The following is a 20,340-nucleotide window of genomic DNA, read 5'->3' as shown; positions in this document are numbered from 1 at the left end:
ACTGTAGCATGAGTGGATAGGTTTGAGAAGAAAAACACACGATATATACAAAATCTAATATGTAAATGTTTCATTCTTCCACAAACCGTATTATACTAGAGATAACAGGGATTGGGCGGTTTAACGTTTTTTGTTTTCTTCTTTTAGGATGAAAGGGGATAGATGCACATGATGAAGCGTCTACGAAGAAAGCTTAGAAAACGTTGGAAAAACTTCATGAAACGAAAAACATACGCGTAAACCATTGTTTTCAGGGTGTACCGAGCACCCGCACATACCATTATCATTCCCATACAGGAAAGAAACGTGCTATGATAATGTCAGGACAAGAATGTGGAAATTATATCTAGTTAGGAGCGATAGAGTAATGATATTTAAAGTACTTTATCAGGAACTTGCGAGCGAAGTTCCTGTCCGTGAACGTACAGACAGCTTGTACGTGGAAGCGGAAACAGAAAGACAAGTTCGTGAAAAATTAAAAAATGAAGGATTCAATATTGAATATATTCAGGTGCTTGATGAGGATCACCTTGAATATGAAAAGCAATCCGAAGATTTCAAAGTGGAGAATTTTTAACCGATGAAATTCGTAAAAAATGACCAGACAGCCGTATTCGCCCTTGGCGGACTCGGTGAAATCGGTAAAAACACGTACGGAGTACAATTCCAAGACGAAATCATCCTCATTGACGCTGGTATCAAATTCCCGGAAGACGAGCTGCTCGGTATCGACTATGTTATTCCGGATTATACGTACCTCGTCCAAAATCAAGACAAAATCAAAGGGCTATTCATTACGCACGGCCACGAAGACCACATTGGTGGAATTCCTTACTTGCTGCGTGAAATCAACATTCCAATTTATGCGGGCAAACTGGCGCTTGGCCTGATCCGTAACAAGTTGGACGAACACGGTCTATTGCGTAATGCGAAACTGAATCCGATTCAGGAAGACGATGTAATCAAATTCCGTAAAACATCGGTTTCCTTCTTCCGCACGACGCACAGTATTCCTGATTCTTATGGAGTCGTTGTTAAAACTCCACCAGGAAATGTCGTTCACACAGGAGATTTCAAATTTGATTTCACCCCTGTTGGAGAACCAGCTGACCTTGCTAAAATGGCTGAGATCGGTAAAGAAGGCGTGCTTGCCCTATTGTCCGACAGTACCAATGCAGAAGTTCCTGGTTTCACAAAATCAGAACGTGTCGTAGGACAAAGCATCGATGACATCTTCACGCGTATGGATGATGGTCGATTGATCTTTGCTACCTTCGCATCAAACATCCACCGTCTTCAACAAGTGGTGGAATCAGCAGTTAAAAACGGCCGTAAAGTAGCCGTTTTCGGACGGAGCATGGAATCTTCCATCCGAATCGGTCAAGAACTTGGATATATCCGTGCCCCTAAGGATACATTCATTGATGCCCAACAGATCAACCGACTTCCAGCAAATGAAGTCGTGATCCTTTGTACGGGCTCACAAGGTGAACCAATGGCTGCCCTGTCACGTATTGCCAACGGTACTCACCGTCAAATTCAAATTCAACCAGGCGACACCGTCGTGTTCTCTTCTTCCCCAATCCCTGGAAACACGATCAGTGTCAGCCGTACGATCAATAAACTTTACCGCGCCGGTGCCGATGTTATCCACGGCCCATTGAATGACATTCACACGTCCGGTCACGGCAGCCAGGAAGAAATGAAGCTGATGCTTCGTTTGATCCAGCCTAAATTCTTTATGCCGATCCACGGAGAATACCGTATGCTTAAAGAACACACGAAGCTGAGCCACGATTGTGGTGTTGAACCTGAGAACTGCTTCGTCATGGATAATGGTGACGTCCTGGCCCTCGGTAAAGAGGAAGCAAGTGTCGCAGGGAAGATCCCGTCCGGCTCTGTCTATGTTGACGGAAGCGGAATTGGTGACATCGGTAACATCGTCCTTCGTGATCGTAGAATTCTTTCTGAAGAAGGTCTTGTCATCGTAGTTGTAAGCATCAACATGAAAGAATTCAAGATCGCATCAGGTCCTGATATCATCTCTCGCGGATTCGTCTACATGAGAGAATCAGAAGACTTGATTAAAGAAGCACAGAACCTTGTCAGCTCCCATGTTGAAAAAGTGATGGAGCGTCGTACGACTCAATGGTCTGAGATTAAGAATGAAATCACAGATACCATTGCACCGTTCTTGTTTGAAAAAACAAAGCGTCGTCCGATGATTCTTCCAATCATTATGGAAGTATGATCATGAAAAATCCCCGCTGGAATTCCAGCGGGGATTTTTTTATGTCAGGCGTTTCAACGCTTTTTTCATATCTGGCAAGTCAAGGTTTCCGGATTCAAAAAATTCTTTCACGATATACTTCGAAAAGTTTACTGCTGACTGGTAATCAATTTTGCCAGGTAGTGGCGCCTGGTCTTCAATGACGACGTCCATGATCACTGGCTTTTCCGAGACAAAGGCCTGTTTCATTTTGGTCGAGAGCTCCTCATAGGATTCAATTCGATAACCCTCTCCCCCACAAGCTTCCGCAAATTTTGCAAAGTCGACTTCACCTAAATTCGTCGCGTAATTGAGATGTCCCATCTGTTCTTGTTCGTATTTGATCATTCCGATTTTACTATTGTTCAGGACAATCATCTTAATAGGCAGGTCATATTTGACGGCCGTTACAAAATCATGCATGACCATTGAAAAGCCACCGTCACCGGAAACTCCGATGACCTGCTTATCCGGATACGCTTTTTTCGCTGCAATCGCACCAGGCAGTCCACTTCCCATCGTTGCAAGCCATCCAGATAAAATGAACTTCTGATTCACCAAATGTAAGAAGCGAGTGAGCCACACGGTTACGTTTCCTACATCTCCGGACACGATGGCTCCGGTCTCCATGTGCTTTTCTAATTCGTACATGACTTGAGGAGCGTGTAATGGATTTTCAGTAGAGCGTTTTTCTTCCTGTACGGCGATTCTCCAATCATTCATTTTCTCCTGGTAATATTCAAGATATTCTCTCTTTTCAACGTGAGCGACAAGCTTCGTTAAAGCTTCCAGTGTTTCCTTACTGTCTCCTGCAAGGCCCATTTCGATGGGATAGTACTTGCCTAGATTCTCTGGTTTGTTGTCAATTTGAATCGCTGCTACGTTGTCAGGAAGGAAATCACGGTAAGGGAACTGAGTACCGACAAGAATTAACAGGTCCGTCTCCTTCATGGCATGATAAGCGGGCTTCGTCCCGATTTGACCATGCTGTCCAAGACAGTACGGGTGATTATCGGGAATCACTCCTTTAGCGAGTAAACTCATGATGATCGGTGCTTTGATCGCCTCTGCAAAATCAATCAATTCGTTCGGTGCATTCCTTGTCCCCTGACCAGCGAGAATGATCGGTTTTTCTGCCTTTTCAATCATTTGTCTTGCAGCATTTAGTGCGTTTTGCGAAGGGGAAATTTCCGGACGATAATAATCTCCAGAGGTGAGACGAACCTCATCTGTCTGTTTCGCTGCAAACAAATCATCCGGCACAATTAGAACGGATACCCCTTTGTGGGCGTAAGCTTCTTTGATGGCCTGATCAAGCAGGTCTGGAAGCTGGGCTTCCGTCTCGGCCCGGCGGTTAAAGACGGCTACATCATCGAACATTCTCTCCAGGTTAATCTCCTGAAACGCACCAGTACCTACTTCCTCACTGTGCACCTGCCCTACAATTGCAAGCACAGGCGCGCTGTCTGCTTTGGCATCATAAAGCCCGTTAAGTAAATGGACGGCTCCAGGTCCTGCAATCGCTGCCGTAACGCCAAGTTTGCCTGTCAATTTCGCATAGGCGGCCGCTGATAAGGCTCCTGTCTCTTCATGCCGGACTTGAATGAATTCAATTTCTTCCTGTCTCTTCCTTAAATCATCAATCAATTCGTTGATGGAATCTCCCGGCATCCCATATATGTGATCGACACCCCAATCAATCAGTTGTTGTGTCATGACTTCTCCTGTTCGTTTATTGAACATTCCAATCATCCTTTCAAGCTGCAATAATGATCCTTATAACCTTTCTTATTTCCTTTTCCAGCTTTTCTTAAACAAATCAGCCCAGGAAATGCACCAACAAACTTGATCCATATGGATGACTATAACTATTCTCAGAATTATTACTTTTGTAACCAGTTATAAATATAGAACATGAAACAATAAAAAGCGCTTCGATTTTGACGAAGCGCTTTCAAAATTACTTATCTTTGCCCTTGTTTTCTAACTCAAGTATTTCATTTCCCAACTGTTCTATTTTTCCCTCTAAGGACTTCATAAATACAATCTTCGAATCAAGTTCTTCTTCATACTCAAAGGTTTGGCCAAGGATGTTTTTCATTTGTTCGTCTAAAAAGGTTACAATATCCTTGGATGTGTCTCCAGTTTCATTCGAAAATGCCCGCAAATATCTTTGGTTTTGTTTTGTCAGATTTTCATTTTGCTGCTTTACTTGATCTAACTCTTGCTTTTTTTGTTTTAATTTTGAAAGGACGGAGGTTTGTTTATTCTCTAATTTTCCCTTCGCATCTTCCCATTCGGCCTGTTTATTTTTCCATTGTTGAACTTCTTCTTCGAATGCCTGGATGTTTAATAAGAACTGTTCTTTTTCTGATTTCAATTGGGTAAGCATTTTTTCGTTAGCTATTTTCTGATCGATTAACTTGCTTCTTTCTACCTTTAATTTTTGTATTGATTCTTGTAAAGTTGGCAACCTTGCCTCAAGTGTTAGACTCTTTGCCTCCCTTTTTCCAAGTTCTTCTTTTAAGTTGCGGAAGTCAGCTTGTAGTTTAGACTTTTCTTCTAAGGATTTTTTTAATCGTGCTGCCTGAGATTCATTTTTGGAAAGAAGTTTATTGAACTCTTCACACATTTCTTCGTATCTTGCCTTCAAGGCTAATGATTTTTCTTTGTCTTTTTCTTGTTGATTTTTCAATTGGATATAATTATCTTCTGACTGATTTAAAGACTTTTTATACACATCAATCTCTTTATCTTTTTCCACTTTTGCAGATTCTATGTTTTTGACCTTTTCATTTAAATGGTCTTTCTCTTTGGTGACGGATTGAACTTGTTCTTCCAATGCTTTGTTCTGTTTTGATAAATCCGTGATTCGACTAGCATGAGCTGTGCCTTTCTCTTCATATTCTTGAATTGTATTTTTCATTTGTACTTTCGTGTCATCCAGTTCTCTTTCCTTTTTTTGAAGCCGGTATTCGGTTTGTGATATGTCTTTTTTAGCAGAAGCCAGATGTTGAGACAACTCTGAAATATTTTTTTGGTATCTTCCTGCCTTTTCTTTCCATACAGCAACATCTTCCAGTAACGCTTCCTGCCGCTTCTGACTATTCGATAATTGAGTCTCTATCCCTTGCAACCTTCGATTAGCTTCTTCTGCAGCCACCCCTTTGTCCTTAATTAATTCTTCTTTTTCTTGTAGAAGTTCGGCATTTTGTTCTTTTAATTTACTTAATAAGGCATAATGATAATTTTCCTGATAATCTTTAACTTTTTCTTTATATTTGGCGAGCTCCGACTTAAAATGAATGATTTTCTGTTGTAACACGATAGCGTCTTTTTCCAATTTCATTCCTCCCACGGTATCTATATAATTAATTGTCCAACAACTCCAGGACTTCCTGTAATTTTTTTTCATTGTCTTCCATAAGAGACTCCCATTCTTCTGTGTGAATACCTGAAGTTGCAGGATCATCGCTAGACTGACTATAATGAACCATCAGAATCATAAGTAACAGATGTAGGATTTCGCCATCTAAAAAGACAAAACTCTGGGGCGATTTTCCTTCTTTCACTTCACTCAACTGTCGGACCATCCATTTTTTCACGTACTTTTTCAAAAGAATCTGAAGTTCCCGATCATCCACCTTCATCTTCTCCCATCTTGACATTCACTCCACTTAGACTAATTTGGTTTAAGGAAGGAATGCCTTTTTCATACCCCTTTCCATAAGTAAATCCTTTTAAGGTCTCCGTATAACTTTTTTCAGGAGACCATTTAACCTGAAAATTATTGAATGATAACGACTCCCCAGGATCAATGTGAGTGATTTCTGTAGGTCTTAACCAAAATTCATCTTTTTCCGAATGATCATTCAGCCTTTCCCAGGCACCGGGCATGCGGACCTTTTTCGTAGAATCCCTGTTAATATATTTTCCTGAGAAACGAAGAATGGAATCTTCCTTTAGTTTCAAACAAATATAAGGGTTCTGGAAGGACTCCTTTCCATTGTTTTGAATATGAAAACTTCCAATAAGCATGCTTTCGAAAGCAGGATCGTGTGAAAAATGAGTAGTGTATGTAAAATAGCTGTAAAGACATGAAGCCTCAAGCTGTTTTAATTCTTCGATTTTTTCTCTAATTGATTGAATATACTGGTCATTCTTACTCTTCCACTGTGAAATTTTGTTACCCATTTTGATCAACTCCTCCTAACGTTAATGAATTGTTCTTTTCAAACATCCCTTCTCAACACTCATTAGAATCCAAAACAAAAAAGAGAGGAATAAATCCTCTCTTTTAATGTATGCTTATTTCTTAAGCACCATCACCATTACCTTCGTCAACATTAGGGAACAAGACTGGGCATTGTGGCGGGATTGTTGGAGCAGGGCAAGGTGGGATAGGAAGAATATCACGCGGCTGACAGAATTCAGCTACGATTTCAAGTGTTACATCATAAACGGATTGAATGCTTTGGCAAAGACGTACAGAAACATCTAAATCAAGTTCGTCGATTTCGGTTCCGTTCACTACACAAGAAGCTGTGCAAACGAAGCAGCTCAAGTCAGTGTATTCAACCTCAATACGTGTACCTTCTGGTGCACAAAGGAGTACCTGCTCACAACGTGTGAATTCTACAGGATTTAGCGGATCTCCTACTTCGACTGTCCCTCCACCTAAATCAGGTATAAGTTCTACGAAGACCCTCACTGCGAAAACTTTACGGATGTTGACAAGTTGTAGAGTCAGAAGAGTTCCATCAACGACTAATTCCTGGTCTACACTACCAATTGCCTCGACAGAGACTGATTCAACTTCACATGTAACAGTATCAATAACGATGTCATCACATGTCAACTGACTTCCATCAGGACCGATTGGCAACTCAAGTCCATCGACACTCAAATCAAATGTCGCTTCGTTGATAATCCAATCATAAACTTTTTCTGTGTTGATACATAGGAGCTCCTGGCCCCCAGTTAAATTTTTTGCTTGCATGATATGCAAACACCTCCGAATAAGATTTTTCTTTCATTCGTAGCATATGAACGGATGTACCGATGGGTTTAGTACAAATGTGGAATTTCATCCATTTTTATACATTTTGTGCGAACACCTATAGTACATTCAAGGACATGTTGTTCTGTGACTGTCCTTATCATTGGAAATCAACTAAATAATTGATATTTTGAGACATACAATGATTAGTATAAGAATATATCTACATTTTTTGAAAATACCGGAACATATGTCACGTGTTGGTAACACAGAAATAGTATATTAATGTGCTTGAAAAGGGTGATGAGTGATGGGGCAAAAAAATCTGAACAACTCTACAGAACTTGAATCAAAAATGGAGAAACTTACACTGTACAAAGAAATGCTGCATTCATTAAAAAAAACAAATGTCATCGATGACTACCTTCTTACTAAAAAGGCATCTCATGAATCTAAGTATCAAACAGAAGGAGTTTTTAAGAAAATGGAAGAATACCATTACAGTGCTGAGCAGAGGACACAACAGCTCACTGCTCAACTACAATCCGTTACAGAAACGGTAAACGGATTGAAGAAAGACATCAATTTTATTAAAGAAAAAATGGATCGTATACAAGTCCATGATTTAATGGAGAAGATGAACCGTTTTATGGATCATCAAAATGTCTCTAAGAAAAATGAGGAAATGAATGAGGTAGAACGATTGAATCAGGAAATCCAACAACTGAAACAACAAATTCAAATGAGTCAACAACCTAAGGAAGTTCCTGTTTCAGATGTGCCGCATACGCCCAAAGAAAAAGCGCGATCATCGGATTATCGCAAGCTCCAAAATATGCTAAAATCATCAAGAATCTCAACACAACGAAATGACTATCACCAACCACCAGGGTATCAACCTTCTTACGCTCCATACCAACAAACTTATCCAACAACAAATCAAGGGTTTCAGAATCCTTCGCCTTCTTACTCTAAACAAACGATGGATAATAAAGGGAGATCAAGAACGTATGTCAACCCGCATTTCGACCATAATCAACCAACAACGATAAGAGCAAATTCAAAAAAAAACGATAAGAAAACCGCCCAACTCGACTTGAAAAATAATAAGTTCCTCACAAACAAAGATATTAAATTTCAATTAATGAAGCCAGAATCTTCGCAATTGGCAATCCAACATGCAGAAGTGGAGAAAAAACTAAATCAAGAAGATATGGCTGAAACTAGTCCGGCAGTTGGGATTAAAAAAAGTAATGACGAAGCTGATCACTCCAATAAAGCGGCTACAGATAAGAAAGAACGTTCTTTATTGTCTTTTCTCCAAAAGTGGAACAGCTGAAATGAGAATCTCGAAAGATCTATATGATCAAATGATTTTCTTAGGCATTAAAGCTCTTCCCTACGAAACATGTGGTTTCGTAACGGGGTCCAAGACCAACGATATTGAAGACCTGTGGCCTTTGGATAATGAATGGAAGTCGACCAATCGCTTTTATGTAAGTAAGAATACTGTCGCCGAGGCATTACAAGATATCAAAATTAAGGGTCAAAAGGTGCTTGGCATTTATCACTCTCACCCAACCACAGCACCAATCCCTTCTTTCTATGATCTGAAAAATCATCCTGATCGTGATGTCAAAATGATCATTCTCTCCTATAAATCCACCCCCCCGTCCGTAAAATGCTATACCGTCCAAGCTTTTACCTATGACGAACACCCTTTTTTCATTGAATAAAAAAAACGCCCTACCTTATTCTCAATTCCAGACTATAATACATTATCAAGGTTAAGGAGAGTTAATCGTGAAAGCTAGAAATGCCAGAAGACAAGTTAAGATTAGTGAAAGCCACAAAACATCAAGTCAACCGATTGTCATAAACACTACTAAGAGTAAGCAGGTTGTAAAACGCGGCGGATGTTGCGGCCGAAAGAGAACCTAATTCACTCACCTCCGAATGAGAGAAATGTGCGTTCTTTAATAATGGTTTGTTTCTACACTTAAGCGTTAGTTAAAACTATATAAACTGTGTCCAACTGAGACATTTGAATAATAAATATATGATCATAAAAAAGAAGAAGACACCTCCACTAGGGTGTCTTCTTCTTTTTTATAGATTGGAATACTTAATTATTAATCCTCTAACACGAGATTCTTTTCAAATCGACTAATGTCTTTGTCGGCACCAATCACAATGAGAACATCGCTTTCCTTAATTTCCTCCGTAGCCATTGGAGAAACGATGACATCTCTGTCCCGTTTGATCGCGACCACGTTACATCCGTATTCAGCACGGATATCAAGGTCCACAAGCGTTTGTCCACCCATTTTACTCCCTGCTTTCACTTCAACAACACTATGGTCATCAGAAAGTTCAATATAATCAAGGATGTTGTTGGAAATGATGTTATGAGCGATACGTTTCCCCATATCTCGTTCAGGGTGAACGACTTGATCGGCTCCGATTTTGTTCAATATTTTTTCGTGGTAATCATTTTGTGCTTTGACCGTAATCATTTTGATGCCCATTTCTTTTAAGATCAATGTCGTCAGCATACTCGCCTGGATGTTGTCTCCAATTGCCACAATCACGTGGTCGATATTTCGAAATCCAAGCTCTTTTAATACATTCTCATCTGTTGAATCAGCAATGACGGCATGGGATGCGATGTCACGGTATTCATTTACTTTATCTTCATCAAGGTCAAGGGCAAGAACTTCCATGCCCTCTCGGCTCAACTCACGGCAGATGCTGCCTCCGAACCGGCCTAGGCCGATGACGGCAAATTCTTTTTTCATACGTCAACCTCCAACTGTCTCGCAAAATCTAAGCTTATTCTATCACATATAACCCAACCCCACACAAAAAAACTCCATATATCAAATGATCTTCAACTAAAGCTCCCGTTTGTGGAAGACTAAGTTTCGAGATGTTTGTTGAGTGGATGGGGCTGCGGGGAATAGCTCGCTTTCCGCGGGAGCGCGGTGAACTTACACCGCGCCTGCTTAAAGGCATCCTTGTCCAATTGAAATAATGTATGACAATTCCTGACCATGGATACGGGGTCAGGGAAACGACGATTTGCAGTGTGTTGGATTAATCGGTAGAAAGACACACGCGTTCGTGTCTCCATTCGTTATTCATGCGGACGTTTCCCAGACCCTGTTTCCACGCTTTATTCGTGCAGGATCTTTGGGTGAAAAGACTCTATAACCGCGTGGATGAGCCTATATTCATTGCAGAACTTGTCAGGTTACGGTTAGAAGGATTTCGAGAACCTCATATAGCAAAGGGGCGGAGGGAAACGGTGAGACTCCTGTGGGAAGTGCGTGGTAGATGAGACCCCGCAGAGCGTTAGCTCGAGGAGGCTCATCACTCGCCCACGGAAAGCGAACCTTTTCCCGGAGCCCCTTAACTCTCACAAAAGTCTCGAAATCGAGTCTTCAGGAATCCTGCCAGATTCTTTAGTAACTAGAAAAAGTATAGAGTCCGTAGACTCTATACTTTTCGGGTAATGGGTTTATTTTTTACCTTTGACATAATCCGCATCGAACAGGAACAGACGCATCAGTAGAATGAGTGATGGAATCAGTAATAACAGTCCTGCGATGAATACGACGATCAATGCGATCGCCATTGATTCATTGGTCACACCACTCGTGATGGTCACGTATGGATAGAGCAAGTATGGCAGATGAGACGCCCCGTAGCCAAAGAAGGCGATGAAAAATTGAATCATGACGGCGATGAATGCCCAGCCGTAGTACTTTCCTTGATATACGAGAAAAACTGCAATCATGAAAAAGGCTACGGATATTCCGAAGACCCACCATAATTCTATCGCTCGTTGGAAGTGGTCCATATTTTGCTGACTCAGAGCAATGAATGTCGTAAGACTGGCGATGATGGTCGGCGAGCTCCAGAACAGGGCATATTTTCTAAGGATCTCTAATGCTGGCTGGTCCCCTGCCCGGTTGGCATAGTAGGTAAGGAACATAGCACTGATATAAAGGACACTAACGATCGCGAGAAAGACGACACTCCAGGAATAAGGACTGCTCAATAGTTTTCCGAAAAGCAGCTGAACTCCCTGTGAAGTCTCTTCAATATAACCACCCTCGGATATCGTAAGGGCTGTGGAAAGAGAAGCCGGGATCAGCAGTCCTGTTGCTCCATATAAAAACATGTAAAGAGAATTATCCTTCGATCCATAGTTTTCAAACGCATAGAAAGATCCTCGTATTGCTAGAAGAACGATGGCTATGCTTCCTGGAACCAATAACGTTTGTCCGAAGTAATACGCCATATCAGGGAAAAACCCGACAAGTCCGACGAAGAAGAAAACGAAAAAGACGTTGGTTACTTCCCACACAGGTGATAAATAACGGGAAATTAACTGGTTGATCAAGTGATCCTTCTTCGTCACGCGTGCATAGTAAGCGAAGAAACCAGCTCCAAAGTCAACGGAAGCGACGATCAAATACCCATAAAGAAAGAGCCATAAAACCGTGATTCCTATCAATTCATAACTCATGCGTCACCCTCCTTACTTGCTGCGGCTGTTTGAGGATAACGGTGTTCCAATTCCAATTCAGCCGGTTTTCCTTTGAAAATTTTCCTAAGTGTGATGAGACATCCGATCCCGAGCACAAGGTAGACGGCCGCGAATAGGATGAACATCCAAAAGACATACGGTGATGTGGTGGCACCTTCAGCTACCGTCATGAACCCGCGTAGAATCCATGGCTGGCGACCAACTTCTGCGTAAATCCAGCCAAACTCAATTGCGAGCATGGTCAGTGGTCCGGTAGCTACAATTCCCCACAACAGAAGCGGATTGAACTCGTTCCATTTTTTCAACTTCCAAAAGACAAGGAACAGGAAGGAAATGCCGAGCGTATAAAATCCGATGCTGACCATCAGGTCGAACATATAGTGGATCCATAAGGGTGGACGTTCCTCTTCTGGTGTTTCATTTAACCCTTCAACCTCTGCATTGAAGTCTCCGTAGGCTAGAAAACTGAGCGCATTCGGAATCCGGATGGCATTTTCCACTTCGTTGTTTTCATTCAATGTACCAAAGACGACAAGATCCGCACCTTCCTCTGTTTCAAAGTGCCACTCCCCGGCTGCTAATTTCTCCGGTTGGTGCTCAGCAAGGAATTTGGCGGATAAATCTCCGGCGACAGCGGTCAGGATCGCAAATAGAAAAGTCATCATCACGGTAAGCTTCAACGCTTTTTTATGATACTGCGAACCTTTTTTTATAAGAATAATGAAAGCTGCAATACCTGCGAGTACAGCTGCTGCTGTTAAATAAGAGGAGGAAATGACGTGAAAAACCTTCGTCGGTGTCGCAGGATTAAACATCGCTGCCAGTGGGTCAACGGCTGTAAAGCGACCATCCTCCATTTCGAACCCTTGCGGGGTGTTCATAAATGAGTTGACTGTGGTAATGAAAAAAGCAGAAAGCGTTCCACCGATTACAACTGGAATGGATAAGATCCAGTGATAGATTGGTTTCTTGAAACGATCCCACGTGTATAAATAAATCCCAAGAAAGATAGCTTCAAAGAAGAACGCGAACGTTTCCATAAACAAAGGCAAAGCGATAACGTTACCGGCTAGTTGCATGAAACTAGGCCAGATTAGTGACAACTGCAAACCAATAGCTGTACCTGTCACGACACCGACGGCTACAGTAATTGTATAGCCGCGAGTCCAACGGCGGGCAAGCAATGTATAATGTGGATCTTTTTTCTTAATTCCAATAAATTCTGCAATTGAAATGAGGACGGGAACACCGACTCCAAGCGTTGCAAAGATCGCATGGAAAAGTAGTGTCATAGCCGTAAGCGCCAGGCTCACCTCAACGGTTTCAAAACCAAACATCTTTCTTCCCCCTAACTAATTTCGGCACTCTTACCGATAGTATAAATCTTGAAAGCGATTCATGGTCAGTTGGTTGTTGACGATTTTGTGACATCCTTCACAAAGTGTCTATTTGATGAAAATCTTACCTGATCTCTTTCTTGTTGTCGAACATTATGCCTACATCTCCTCTTCCCTATTGCTCCATCAAATTAACTTAAGAATGCCACTAACCAGCACACCTCATCTTCCATTAAAGCTCCCGATTGTGGAAGATGAGGTTTCGAGACGCTTGTTATGCGTTTAGGGTCTCCGGGAAACAGTTCGCTTTCCATGGGGCGGGCGGTGAGCCTCCTCAGGCTACGCCTTCCGGGGTCTCACCTGTCCCACACGTCCCATAGGAGTCTCACCGTTTCCCTCCGCCCCTTGACCATAAGAGGATCTCGAAACTATTTCCTGGATAAGCTGCTTTACTTCAAGGAAAGAGGAGGATGTTAACTTCTATGGCCTCTAATCTGACCACGAAGCATGGTATAAAGCTCATTATGCCTACAACACTAATGTACTAGAGGAAATCCTCCCCTCCTACGCAGGCATGAAAGGCGAATTATCGATCTTTTATGTCCTGAATCCCCGATGTTAAGAGATTCTTATTCTCCTTCTTTATCATGAATAAAAGCTGATAGTTCCAGAAGTGATTTCGAGAATCTTCCAAGGCAAAGGGGCGGAGGGGAATGGCGAGACTCCTGCGGGAAAAAAGTGCAGGGTGAGACCCCACAGGACGCAGTCCGAGGAGGCTCACCGCGCTCCCGCGGAAAGCGAGTCATTCCCCGCAGCCCCTATCCCCTCACACAAACATATCGAAATTAAGTCTTCCACAATCCTTCCATTTAGTTAAAAAAAAGACACCGAATGCGGTGTCTTTTTGATAAATTATATAGCATCAAGCATTTGGAACTGGGCTTTTACAAGGTCGTAATACTCGCCTTCCTGGTCCATCAACTCATCGTGCGAACCTTGTTCCAAAATGCGTCCGTTTTCAAGGACAAAGATGTTGTCGGCTTCCCGGATCGTTGATAAGCGGTGAGCAATCATGATTGCTGTCCGTCCTTTCAACAGTTTACGAAGCGCCTGCTGGATCTGCAATTCTGTTTCTGTGTCAATACTTGCAGTTGCTTCATCTAAAATGAGGATTCTTGGATTAGCAAGGAGGGCACGGGCGAAGGACAAGAGCTGTCGTTCCCCTGCGGAAAGGATGTTCCCTCGTTCCTCGACTTCTGTCTCATAGCTGTTGTTCAATCGTTGAATAAAGTCATCAGCACCGACGACTTTCGCTGCTTCCATAACTTCTTCATCCGAAGCATCTGGACGTCCGAAGCGAATGTTTTCCATGATTGTTCCAGAGAAAATGAAGGTGTCCTGCAAGACGACACTGATTTGCTGACGAACACTGTCAATCGTGGCATCCTTCAAATCTACCCCATCAATTTTAACCGCTCCTTTGGTCGGATCGTAAAAGCGGCTGATTAAGTTTGCAATCGTCGATTTTCCGGAACCTGTATGACCGACAAGAGCGACAGTCTCCCCTTCTTTCATTTCAAGGTTAATGTTATTTAGAGCGATGCGCTTAGAGTCATACGCGAACTGGACATGGTCAAATTCAATATGGCCCTTCATTTCTTTAAGCTCTATGGCATCTTTCTTCTCTTCCACGTTTGGCTCCTCATCAAGGAATTCAAAGATTCTTTCAGAAGCAGCCATCGCCATGAGGAGCTGGTTATACATCTGTCCTAAGCGGGAGATCGGTTCCCAGAACATGCCAAGGAAGAAAGCAAAGGTAACAAATGTCCCCACTTCTATATTTCCTTGCAGGATCATGAAGGCTCCGTATGCGATCAGGATGACGGTTCCGACAGCATTGCTCATTTCTACAAAAGGTCGGAACATAGCGCTTTTTCTTGAAGCTGTATTCCAAGATTGGAAGTTATCTGTATTCACACCATCAAAGTACTCGGTATTTTCTCTCTCCTGTGAAAACGATTGTGTGATCCTAATTCCCTGCAGACTTTCGTTCAAGTGCGAGTTCAATCTGGACTGCTGGATTCTAACGTTTTGCCAGGACCTGCGGATGTTGCGGCGCAGTTTTGTCGATAAATAGAACATGATCGGCATAATGACGAGGATGGCCAGCGCCAATTTTGGACTGAGGACTAAAAGGATGACAATGATCCCTGTCAACATGACGACATCCATGAGCAGGTTGATAATTCCGTTTGTAAATAATTCCTGTAGAGAGTTAATATCATTCATAATTCGGACGAGGATCGAACCGGCAGACCTCGAGTCGAAAAATTTATGGGATAACCTTTGGACATGAGAAAACAAGTGCTGCCTCAAGTCGTATATGACATTTTGGCCAAGAATATTCACATACTTGATCCGTAAGGCGTTTCCGATATAGCTGAACAAATACATAATTGCAATTCCAACGACGAGCTTAATCAACAGGTTCGTATTTCCATCTGCAATGGCGATGTTGATCGCGACTTCACCAATTAAGACCGGAACGACAAGCCGGACGATCGTAGAAATGAGCATGGCAATGATGGCTACCGGCAGCAACGTTTTCGCATAGGGTTTCAAATACTTGAGAAGCCGCCACATCTGCGACCAGTTGAACGGTTTTTCGATCGCCTGGTCCTGCGTATATTTGAATCGGTTCAGATGCGTACTGGTTTCTGGTTTGTGTTTTGGTTTACGAGCCATGGTCTCCCTCCTTTTATGATATATTAGATGTCTTTAAAATTTTCTCTTTATCTTGATACTGAATATCATAGATACGCTGATAAGGTCCTCCATTTTGAAGAAGCTCTTCATGGACCCCGCGCTCTTTCACGGCACCATCTTCAAGAACGATGATTTCATCGGCATGTTTCAATGAAGAAATACGGTGAGCGATAATGAATGTCGTACGTCCTTTCATCACTTCCTGCAGTGCTTTTTGGATTTTAAACTCTGTCTCCATATCAACCGCAGAAGTCGCATCATCCAGGACAAGAATCGCTGGATCAATGAGGATCGCACGCGCAATAGCTATCCGTTGCTTTTGACCTCCGGAAAGCCCCATTCCACGTTCTCCTAACAACGTGTCATACCCTTCAGGCATATCCATGATGAAGTCATGGGCCTGAGCTCTTTTAGCGGCATCCATCACATCATCTAAGGTCGCATCTGGATTTCCATAAGCGATGTTTTCTTTAATCGTTGTTGAGAAAAGGAACGATTCCTGTAAAACGAAACCGATATTCTTACGAAGACTCTTCAATCCATATTCTTGAACGGGACGGCCGTCTACGAGGACTTCTCCTTTTTCTGGTTCGTAAAAACGGGTGATCAATTGAGTGATACTCGTTTTTCCTGATCCTGTAGCTCCAATCAGACCGATCGTTTTTCCAGGAGGAGCATCAAAACTAATATCTTTTAGTGCAGAATCATCGTCTTCAACATACGTGAGCGTGACATCGTTGAACGTCACATGGCCTTGCAAACGATCCTGATGAATCGCATCTTCTTTTTCACTGATTTCTTCTTCTGCTTCTAAAATTTCAAGTAAACGCTCACCGGATGCTTTCGCCTGTGAGAAAAGGTTGATGACAAAGCCTAAGTTCATCAAAGGTCCAAGGATGTACCAGACTAAACTGAAAAAGGCGACCAATTCCCCCAGCTGCATCGTGTTGTTGACGACCATCGAACCCCCGTAGGCAAGCAGGGCTACAACAGAAACGTTGCCGATGAACTCCATTAACGGGAAATAACGGGCCCATATGTTAGATGTAGTAATGAATTTGGATCGGTAATCCTCACTTCTATTAGAAAAACGTCCAATCTCGAAATTCTCTCGTGAAAGAGATTTAACGGTATTCATCCCGCTGATATTCTCCTGCACCCTTGTATTGAGCTTTCCAAACGACTTACGAATCTTACGGAAGGCCGGGTGTACTTTACGGTCAAATCGATAGATAACGATCGCAAGGAACGGCATCGCCGCCATCGTCACGAGGGCAAGCGGAACTGAAAAATAAAACATGACGCTCAAACTGATAACGATCAACAAGGTGATTCGAATGAGTTCTGAGAATCCAAAGGAAAGGAAAAAACGAAAACCTTCCACATCTGCAGTCAATCTCGACATCAAATCTCCTGTCTTCGCATTGTCATAATATCGAAAAGGCAGCCGCTGCAACTTCTTATATAACTCATCTCGAAGGGTATACACAGAGCGGATCCCGAAGTAATCCCCTAGATACTGGTGAAAATATGTAGCAAATCCTTTCACGATCATGAGTGCGATAAAGGCGATACATAAATAAGGAATCAGACTGTACTGTTCAGCAAGGACGACATCATCAATCGTCACCTTCAATACAATTGGATAAACGACCGTGATCAAGGTCACGAACAACAATGAAAAGATTGACCAGAGGAAAAATTTTCGGTAGGGCCAATAAAATGGTTTTAGCTTTTTAAACGTTTCCAAAAGGTTTCCCTCCTTCGTATTTTTTAACGTAATATTAAATATATCGGGTAACGAAATAAATATCTACCCATTTGCAATAATTTTTGAAATTTTCTATCTTGAGGATGATTTTCCCTCATACAAAAGTTGTAGAGAATTCATGGAATGTAGAGGGTAACCGAATAGTGAGTACCTGAAGATTTTCTTCCATTAGACGGTTTGATCAGGATCAGTCTTTCTACACGCAGTTTCAGGAATCGAACGAGAAAAAGCGCAACCTTATCATTTCTATGGAGGTTCTTGTCCGTATATACCTTCTTCCTTGCCCATGATTCATTGGAAGGTAAATAATTTTTTTGCGTCTTTAAATGTAAAACGTTGAATTTTCATGTCAAATTCCGCTATCCTATTAGAGGAGACGGTATGATAGAAAGGAGTTTATTGATGAATTTATTTGAAGAAGGATTAACGTTCAACTTCGATGTCCTCATTGAGTGGCTGATCACTGGAGGACTTAAAATCTTTGTCATCCTCATCGCCTTTGCCATTATTAAACCTATAGGTACGAAAGCGATCGAGGCAGCTATCCATCGAATGAGTCAACAGCGCAACATATCAGAAGGAAGAAATAAAACGTTACAGAGGATTTCTGTGAACCTGTTTTCTTATACGTTGCTTTTTGTACTAATCATGATGTTGCTCAGTGCGGTGAACATTGAAATCGGACCATTGCTTGCTGGTGCCGGTATTCTCGGTCTAGCGATCGGTTTCGGGGCGCAAGGACTTGTGTCTGATATCGTTACCGGATTCTTCTTGCTCATTGAGCGCCAAATTGAAGTCGATGATTACGTCACAGCAGGTGGTTACGATGGGGTCGTTGAAGAAGTCGGTATTCGTACAACGAAAATCCGCAGCTTTGACGGGACTTTGAACTTCGTTCCGAATCGTAACATTGTCGGTGTTGCCAACCACTCCCGCGGCAATATGCGTGCTCTTGTCGACATTGGCATTGGATATGATGAAAACATCGATGAAGCGTTGGCCGTTCTGCAAAAAGTCGCTGACCAATTCGCAGAGGACGAGCGTTTCGTTGAAGGACCGAATGTCCTTGGTGTGCAAAGTCTCGGCTCTTCTGACGTTGTCATCCGAATTCTCGGTAAAACGGAGAACATGGAACAATGGGCGGTTGAACGTGACATGAGAAAAGCTATGAAAGAAGCCTTGGATGCGGCAGATATTGAAATTCCATTCCCGCACCAAGTGTATATCCAAAAAGAATCCTAAATGAAAGAAATAACCCGGTCTCAACGAGACCGGGTTATTTTGTTTCTTCTTTCCACATCTCCACTTTCTTAATTTGCCCTTTTACCAGGTCCACAATTTTAAAATGGTACCCCTCTCCTTCAATAACTGTTCCTTCTTTGGCCTCAAAATCTTTCGTGTACATCCACCCGGATATCGTATCAATATCAATATGATCCAGTTGAATATCAAAGAAGTCATTGATGTCCTGAATGGCGGTTTTGCCTTCAATTAAAAAGTGACCGTTTTTCAGGCGTTTGATATCCCGTTCTTCTTCTGCATCAAATTCATCACGGATCTCACCGACGATTTCCTCAAGGATATCTTCTACTGTCACAATTCCAGAAGTCCCCCCGTACTCATCAATGAGCACAGCCATATGCGTATGGTCTTTCTGCATCTTGACGAGCAGATCGTGGATGGGGATATTTTCAAAAACTTTCATGACCGGACGTAAAAACGGACGAAGCGTACTCTGATTTTCGGCATCATCATACAGCAGTTCTTTCATATGAATGATGCCGATGATTTCATCTTTGTCCCGCTCAATGACGGGGTACCTTGTATAGCGGTTGTGCTTCACTTCCCTTACCGCGTTCGTCACCGACTGACGGACATCCAGGACGGCCATTTCGGTACGAGGGATCATGATTTCTTTGGCTGTCCGGTTATCAAATTCAAAGATCCGATCGACATATGTGTACTCAGATCGGTTGATTTCTCCCTTTTGATAACTTTTCGTTAAGATGTGTCTCAATTCTTCTTCTGAGTGGACTTCATCGGATTCACGTGCTGTTTGGAAACCGAGCATCCGCACGAAAATATTGGCCGATCCATTCAGAAGCCAAATGAGGGGATACATCAATTTGCTATAAAGGATGAGAGGCCTGGATAAAAGCAAGGTAATCCTCTCTGCCTTTTGGATCGCCACTGTTTTCGGTGCCAGTTCGCCAAGCACGACATGCAGAAAAGTGATGACAAAGAAGGCGATAATGAATGAAATCGTATGGGTAACGCCTTCCGGTAAGGCGACTTGATGCAAGAGCGGTCTCAAGAGCACCTCTAACGTCGGCTCCCCTAACCAACCAAGACCAAGGGCTGTAATGGTAATGCCCAACTGACAGGCACTCAAGTAATAATCGAGATCTGTGACGACGCGCATCGCTTTTTCCGCTTTTTTATTTCCTTCAGCGACCTGAGCTTCCAGTCTTGTTTTTCTAACCTTTACAATCGCAAATTCACTGGCTACAAAAAAGGCAGTAAGTAGAATCAAGATTGCCACGGCTGTCAATTTAATCGTTGTTTCCATCAGGGCCACTCCTTATAAAAAAGAAGGAGGATAGCTCCTCCTTCTCTCATCTACCTTCTATTGTTTACTGGAAT

At 42.4% G+C, this 20,340-nt stretch carries 16 protein-coding genes; 5 read left to right on the top strand and 11 right to left on the bottom strand.

Features of this window, described 5'->3' with window-relative positions; translation table 11 throughout:
* Positions 1-367: 367 nt before the first annotated feature.
* Both ACXACN_RS03695 and rnjA read left to right on the top strand, forming a co-directional pair.
* Positions 368-577: a DNA-dependent RNA polymerase subunit epsilon gene (locus tag ACXACN_RS03695; RefSeq protein WP_474962425.1), complete on the top strand. Its 210-nt coding sequence runs from the start codon at positions 368-370 to the stop codon at positions 575-577.
* 3 nt (positions 578-580) lie between these two features.
* Complete coding sequence (rnjA, locus tag ACXACN_RS03690; RefSeq protein WP_474962424.1) at positions 581-2,251, top strand: ribonuclease J1; 1,671 nt, start codon at positions 581-583, stop codon at positions 2,249-2,251.
* Positions 2,252-2,290: 39 nt separating this feature from the next.
* Here the strand turns inward: rnjA and ACXACN_RS03685 are convergent, their stop codons facing one another.
* The 5 genes from ACXACN_RS03685 to ACXACN_RS03665 form a co-directional block, all read right to left on the bottom strand.
* Positions 2,291-4,012 (bottom strand): pyruvate oxidase, encoded by a 1,722-nt coding sequence (locus ACXACN_RS03685; protein WP_474962423.1) that lies wholly within the window; start codon positions 4,010-4,012, stop codon positions 2,291-2,293.
* Positions 4,013-4,229: 217 nt separating this feature from the next.
* Positions 4,230-5,612 (bottom strand): hypothetical protein, encoded by a 1,383-nt coding sequence (locus ACXACN_RS03680; protein ID WP_474962421.1) that lies wholly within the window; start codon positions 5,610-5,612, stop codon positions 4,230-4,232.
* Positions 5,613-5,640: 28 nt separating this feature from the next.
* Entirely contained in the window at positions 5,641-5,913 is a 273-nt protein-coding gene (locus ACXACN_RS03675; protein ID WP_474962420.1) for a hypothetical protein, read from the bottom strand.
* Positions 5,906-6,463 (bottom strand): hypothetical protein, encoded by a 558-nt coding sequence (locus tag ACXACN_RS03670; protein ID WP_474962418.1) that lies wholly within the window; start codon positions 6,461-6,463, stop codon positions 5,906-5,908. Before ACXACN_RS03670 ends, ACXACN_RS03675 begins: the two co-directional genes overlap by 8 nt.
* A gap of 121 nt (positions 6,464-6,584) precedes the next feature.
* Positions 6,585-7,268, bottom strand: a complete 684-nt coding sequence (locus ACXACN_RS03665; RefSeq protein ID WP_474962417.1) for a BMQ_0737 family morphogenetic spore coat protein — start codon at positions 7,266-7,268, stop codon at positions 6,585-6,587.
* Between the two features lie 310 nt (positions 7,269-7,578).
* On the opposite strand from ACXACN_RS03665, the gene ACXACN_RS03660 reads away from it, so the two are divergent.
* Both ACXACN_RS03660 and ACXACN_RS03655 read left to right on the top strand, forming a co-directional pair.
* Positions 7,579-8,607 carry a hypothetical protein gene (locus tag ACXACN_RS03660; RefSeq protein ID WP_474962415.1) on the top strand — a complete coding sequence of 343 codons (1,029 nt, stop codon included), beginning with the start codon at positions 7,579-7,581 and terminating at the stop codon, positions 8,605-8,607.
* Position 8,608: 1 nt separating this feature from the next.
* A complete protein-coding gene (locus ACXACN_RS03655) occupies positions 8,609-9,004 on the top strand; it encodes a M67 family metallopeptidase (protein WP_474962413.1) in 396 nt (131 codons plus the stop codon).
* A 396-nt stretch (positions 9,005-9,400) separates the two neighbouring features.
* On the opposite strand, the gene ACXACN_RS03650 is transcribed toward ACXACN_RS03655, so the two are convergent.
* The 5 genes from ACXACN_RS03650 to ACXACN_RS03630 form a co-directional block, all read right to left on the bottom strand.
* Positions 9,401-10,066 (bottom strand): potassium channel family protein, encoded by a 666-nt coding sequence (locus ACXACN_RS03650; RefSeq protein WP_474962411.1) that lies wholly within the window; start codon positions 10,064-10,066, stop codon positions 9,401-9,403.
* A gap of 722 nt (positions 10,067-10,788) precedes the next feature.
* Positions 10,789-11,802: a cytochrome d ubiquinol oxidase subunit II gene (locus ACXACN_RS03645; RefSeq protein ID WP_474962409.1), complete on the bottom strand. Its 1,014-nt coding sequence runs from the start codon at positions 11,800-11,802 to the stop codon at positions 10,789-10,791.
* Positions 11,799-13,160: a cytochrome ubiquinol oxidase subunit I gene (locus ACXACN_RS03640; protein WP_474962408.1), complete on the bottom strand. Its 1,362-nt coding sequence runs from the start codon at positions 13,158-13,160 to the stop codon at positions 11,799-11,801. The genes ACXACN_RS03645 and ACXACN_RS03640 overlap by 4 nt, the downstream gene beginning before the upstream one ends.
* Before the next feature lie 912 nt (positions 13,161-14,072).
* Positions 14,073-15,905, bottom strand: a complete 1,833-nt coding sequence (locus tag ACXACN_RS03635; protein ID WP_474962406.1) for an ABC transporter ATP-binding protein — start codon at positions 15,903-15,905, stop codon at positions 14,073-14,075.
* 13 nt (positions 15,906-15,918) lie between these two features.
* Positions 15,919-17,676, bottom strand: a complete 1,758-nt coding sequence (locus tag ACXACN_RS03630; protein ID WP_474962404.1) for an ABC transporter ATP-binding protein — start codon at positions 17,674-17,676, stop codon at positions 15,919-15,921.
* A gap of 423 nt (positions 17,677-18,099) precedes the next feature.
* Between ACXACN_RS03630 and ACXACN_RS03625 the strand changes: the two genes are divergently transcribed.
* Positions 18,100-18,939 carry a mechanosensitive ion channel family protein gene (locus tag ACXACN_RS03625; protein WP_474962402.1) on the top strand — a complete coding sequence of 280 codons (840 nt, stop codon included), beginning with the start codon at positions 18,100-18,102 and terminating at the stop codon, positions 18,937-18,939.
* Between the two features lie 34 nt (positions 18,940-18,973).
* On the opposite strand, the gene ACXACN_RS03620 is transcribed toward ACXACN_RS03625, so the two are convergent.
* A complete protein-coding gene (locus ACXACN_RS03620) occupies positions 18,974-20,266 on the bottom strand; it encodes a hemolysin family protein (protein WP_474962400.1) in 1,293 nt (430 codons plus the stop codon).
* Positions 20,267-20,340: the final 74 nt, after the last annotated feature.

The sequence above is a fragment of the Halobacillus sp. AWM4_238 genome, from assembly GCF_056158265.1.
This window is presented reverse-complemented; position numbering and strand designations above follow the sequence as displayed.

What these genes read in the sequence shown, in the direction of transcription:
- ACXACN_RS03695 (WP_474962425.1), top strand. Translation starts at nt 368, where the DNA reads ATGATATTTAAAGTACTTTATCAGGAACTTGCGAGCGAAGTTCCTGTC.
- rnjA (WP_474962424.1), top strand. Translation starts at nt 581, where the DNA reads ATGAAATTCGTAAAAAATGACCAGACAGCCGTATTCGCCCTTGGCGGA.
- ACXACN_RS03685 (WP_474962423.1), bottom strand. Translation starts at nt 4,012, where the DNA reads ATGTTCAATAAACGAACAGGAGAAGTCATGACACAACAACTGATTGAT.
- ACXACN_RS03670 (WP_474962418.1), bottom strand. Translation starts at nt 6,463, where the DNA reads ATGGGTAACAAAATTTCACAGTGGAAGAGTAAGAATGACCAGTATATT.
- ACXACN_RS03665 (WP_474962417.1), bottom strand. Translation starts at nt 7,268, where the DNA reads ATGCAAGCAAAAAATTTAACTGGGGGCCAGGAGCTCCTATGTATCAAC.
- ACXACN_RS03660 (WP_474962415.1), top strand. Translation starts at nt 7,579, where the DNA reads ATGGGGCAAAAAAATCTGAACAACTCTACAGAACTTGAATCAAAAATG.
- ACXACN_RS03655 (WP_474962413.1), top strand. Translation starts at nt 8,609, where the DNA reads ATGAGAATCTCGAAAGATCTATATGATCAAATGATTTTCTTAGGCATT.
- ACXACN_RS03650 (WP_474962411.1), bottom strand. Translation starts at nt 10,066, where the DNA reads ATGAAAAAAGAATTTGCCGTCATCGGCCTAGGCCGGTTCGGAGGCAGC.
- ACXACN_RS03645 (WP_474962409.1), bottom strand. Translation starts at nt 11,802, where the DNA reads ATGAGTTATGAATTGATAGGAATCACGGTTTTATGGCTCTTTCTTTAT.
- ACXACN_RS03640 (WP_474962408.1), bottom strand. Translation starts at nt 13,160, where the DNA reads ATGTTTGGTTTTGAAACCGTTGAGGTGAGCCTGGCGCTTACGGCTATG.
- ACXACN_RS03635 (WP_474962406.1), bottom strand. Translation starts at nt 15,905, where the DNA reads ATGGCTCGTAAACCAAAACACAAACCAGAAACCAGTACGCATCTGAAC.
- ACXACN_RS03625 (WP_474962402.1), top strand. Translation starts at nt 18,100, where the DNA reads ATGAATTTATTTGAAGAAGGATTAACGTTCAACTTCGATGTCCTCATT.
- ACXACN_RS03620 (WP_474962400.1), bottom strand. Translation starts at nt 20,266, where the DNA reads ATGGAAACAACGATTAAATTGACAGCCGTGGCAATCTTGATTCTACTT.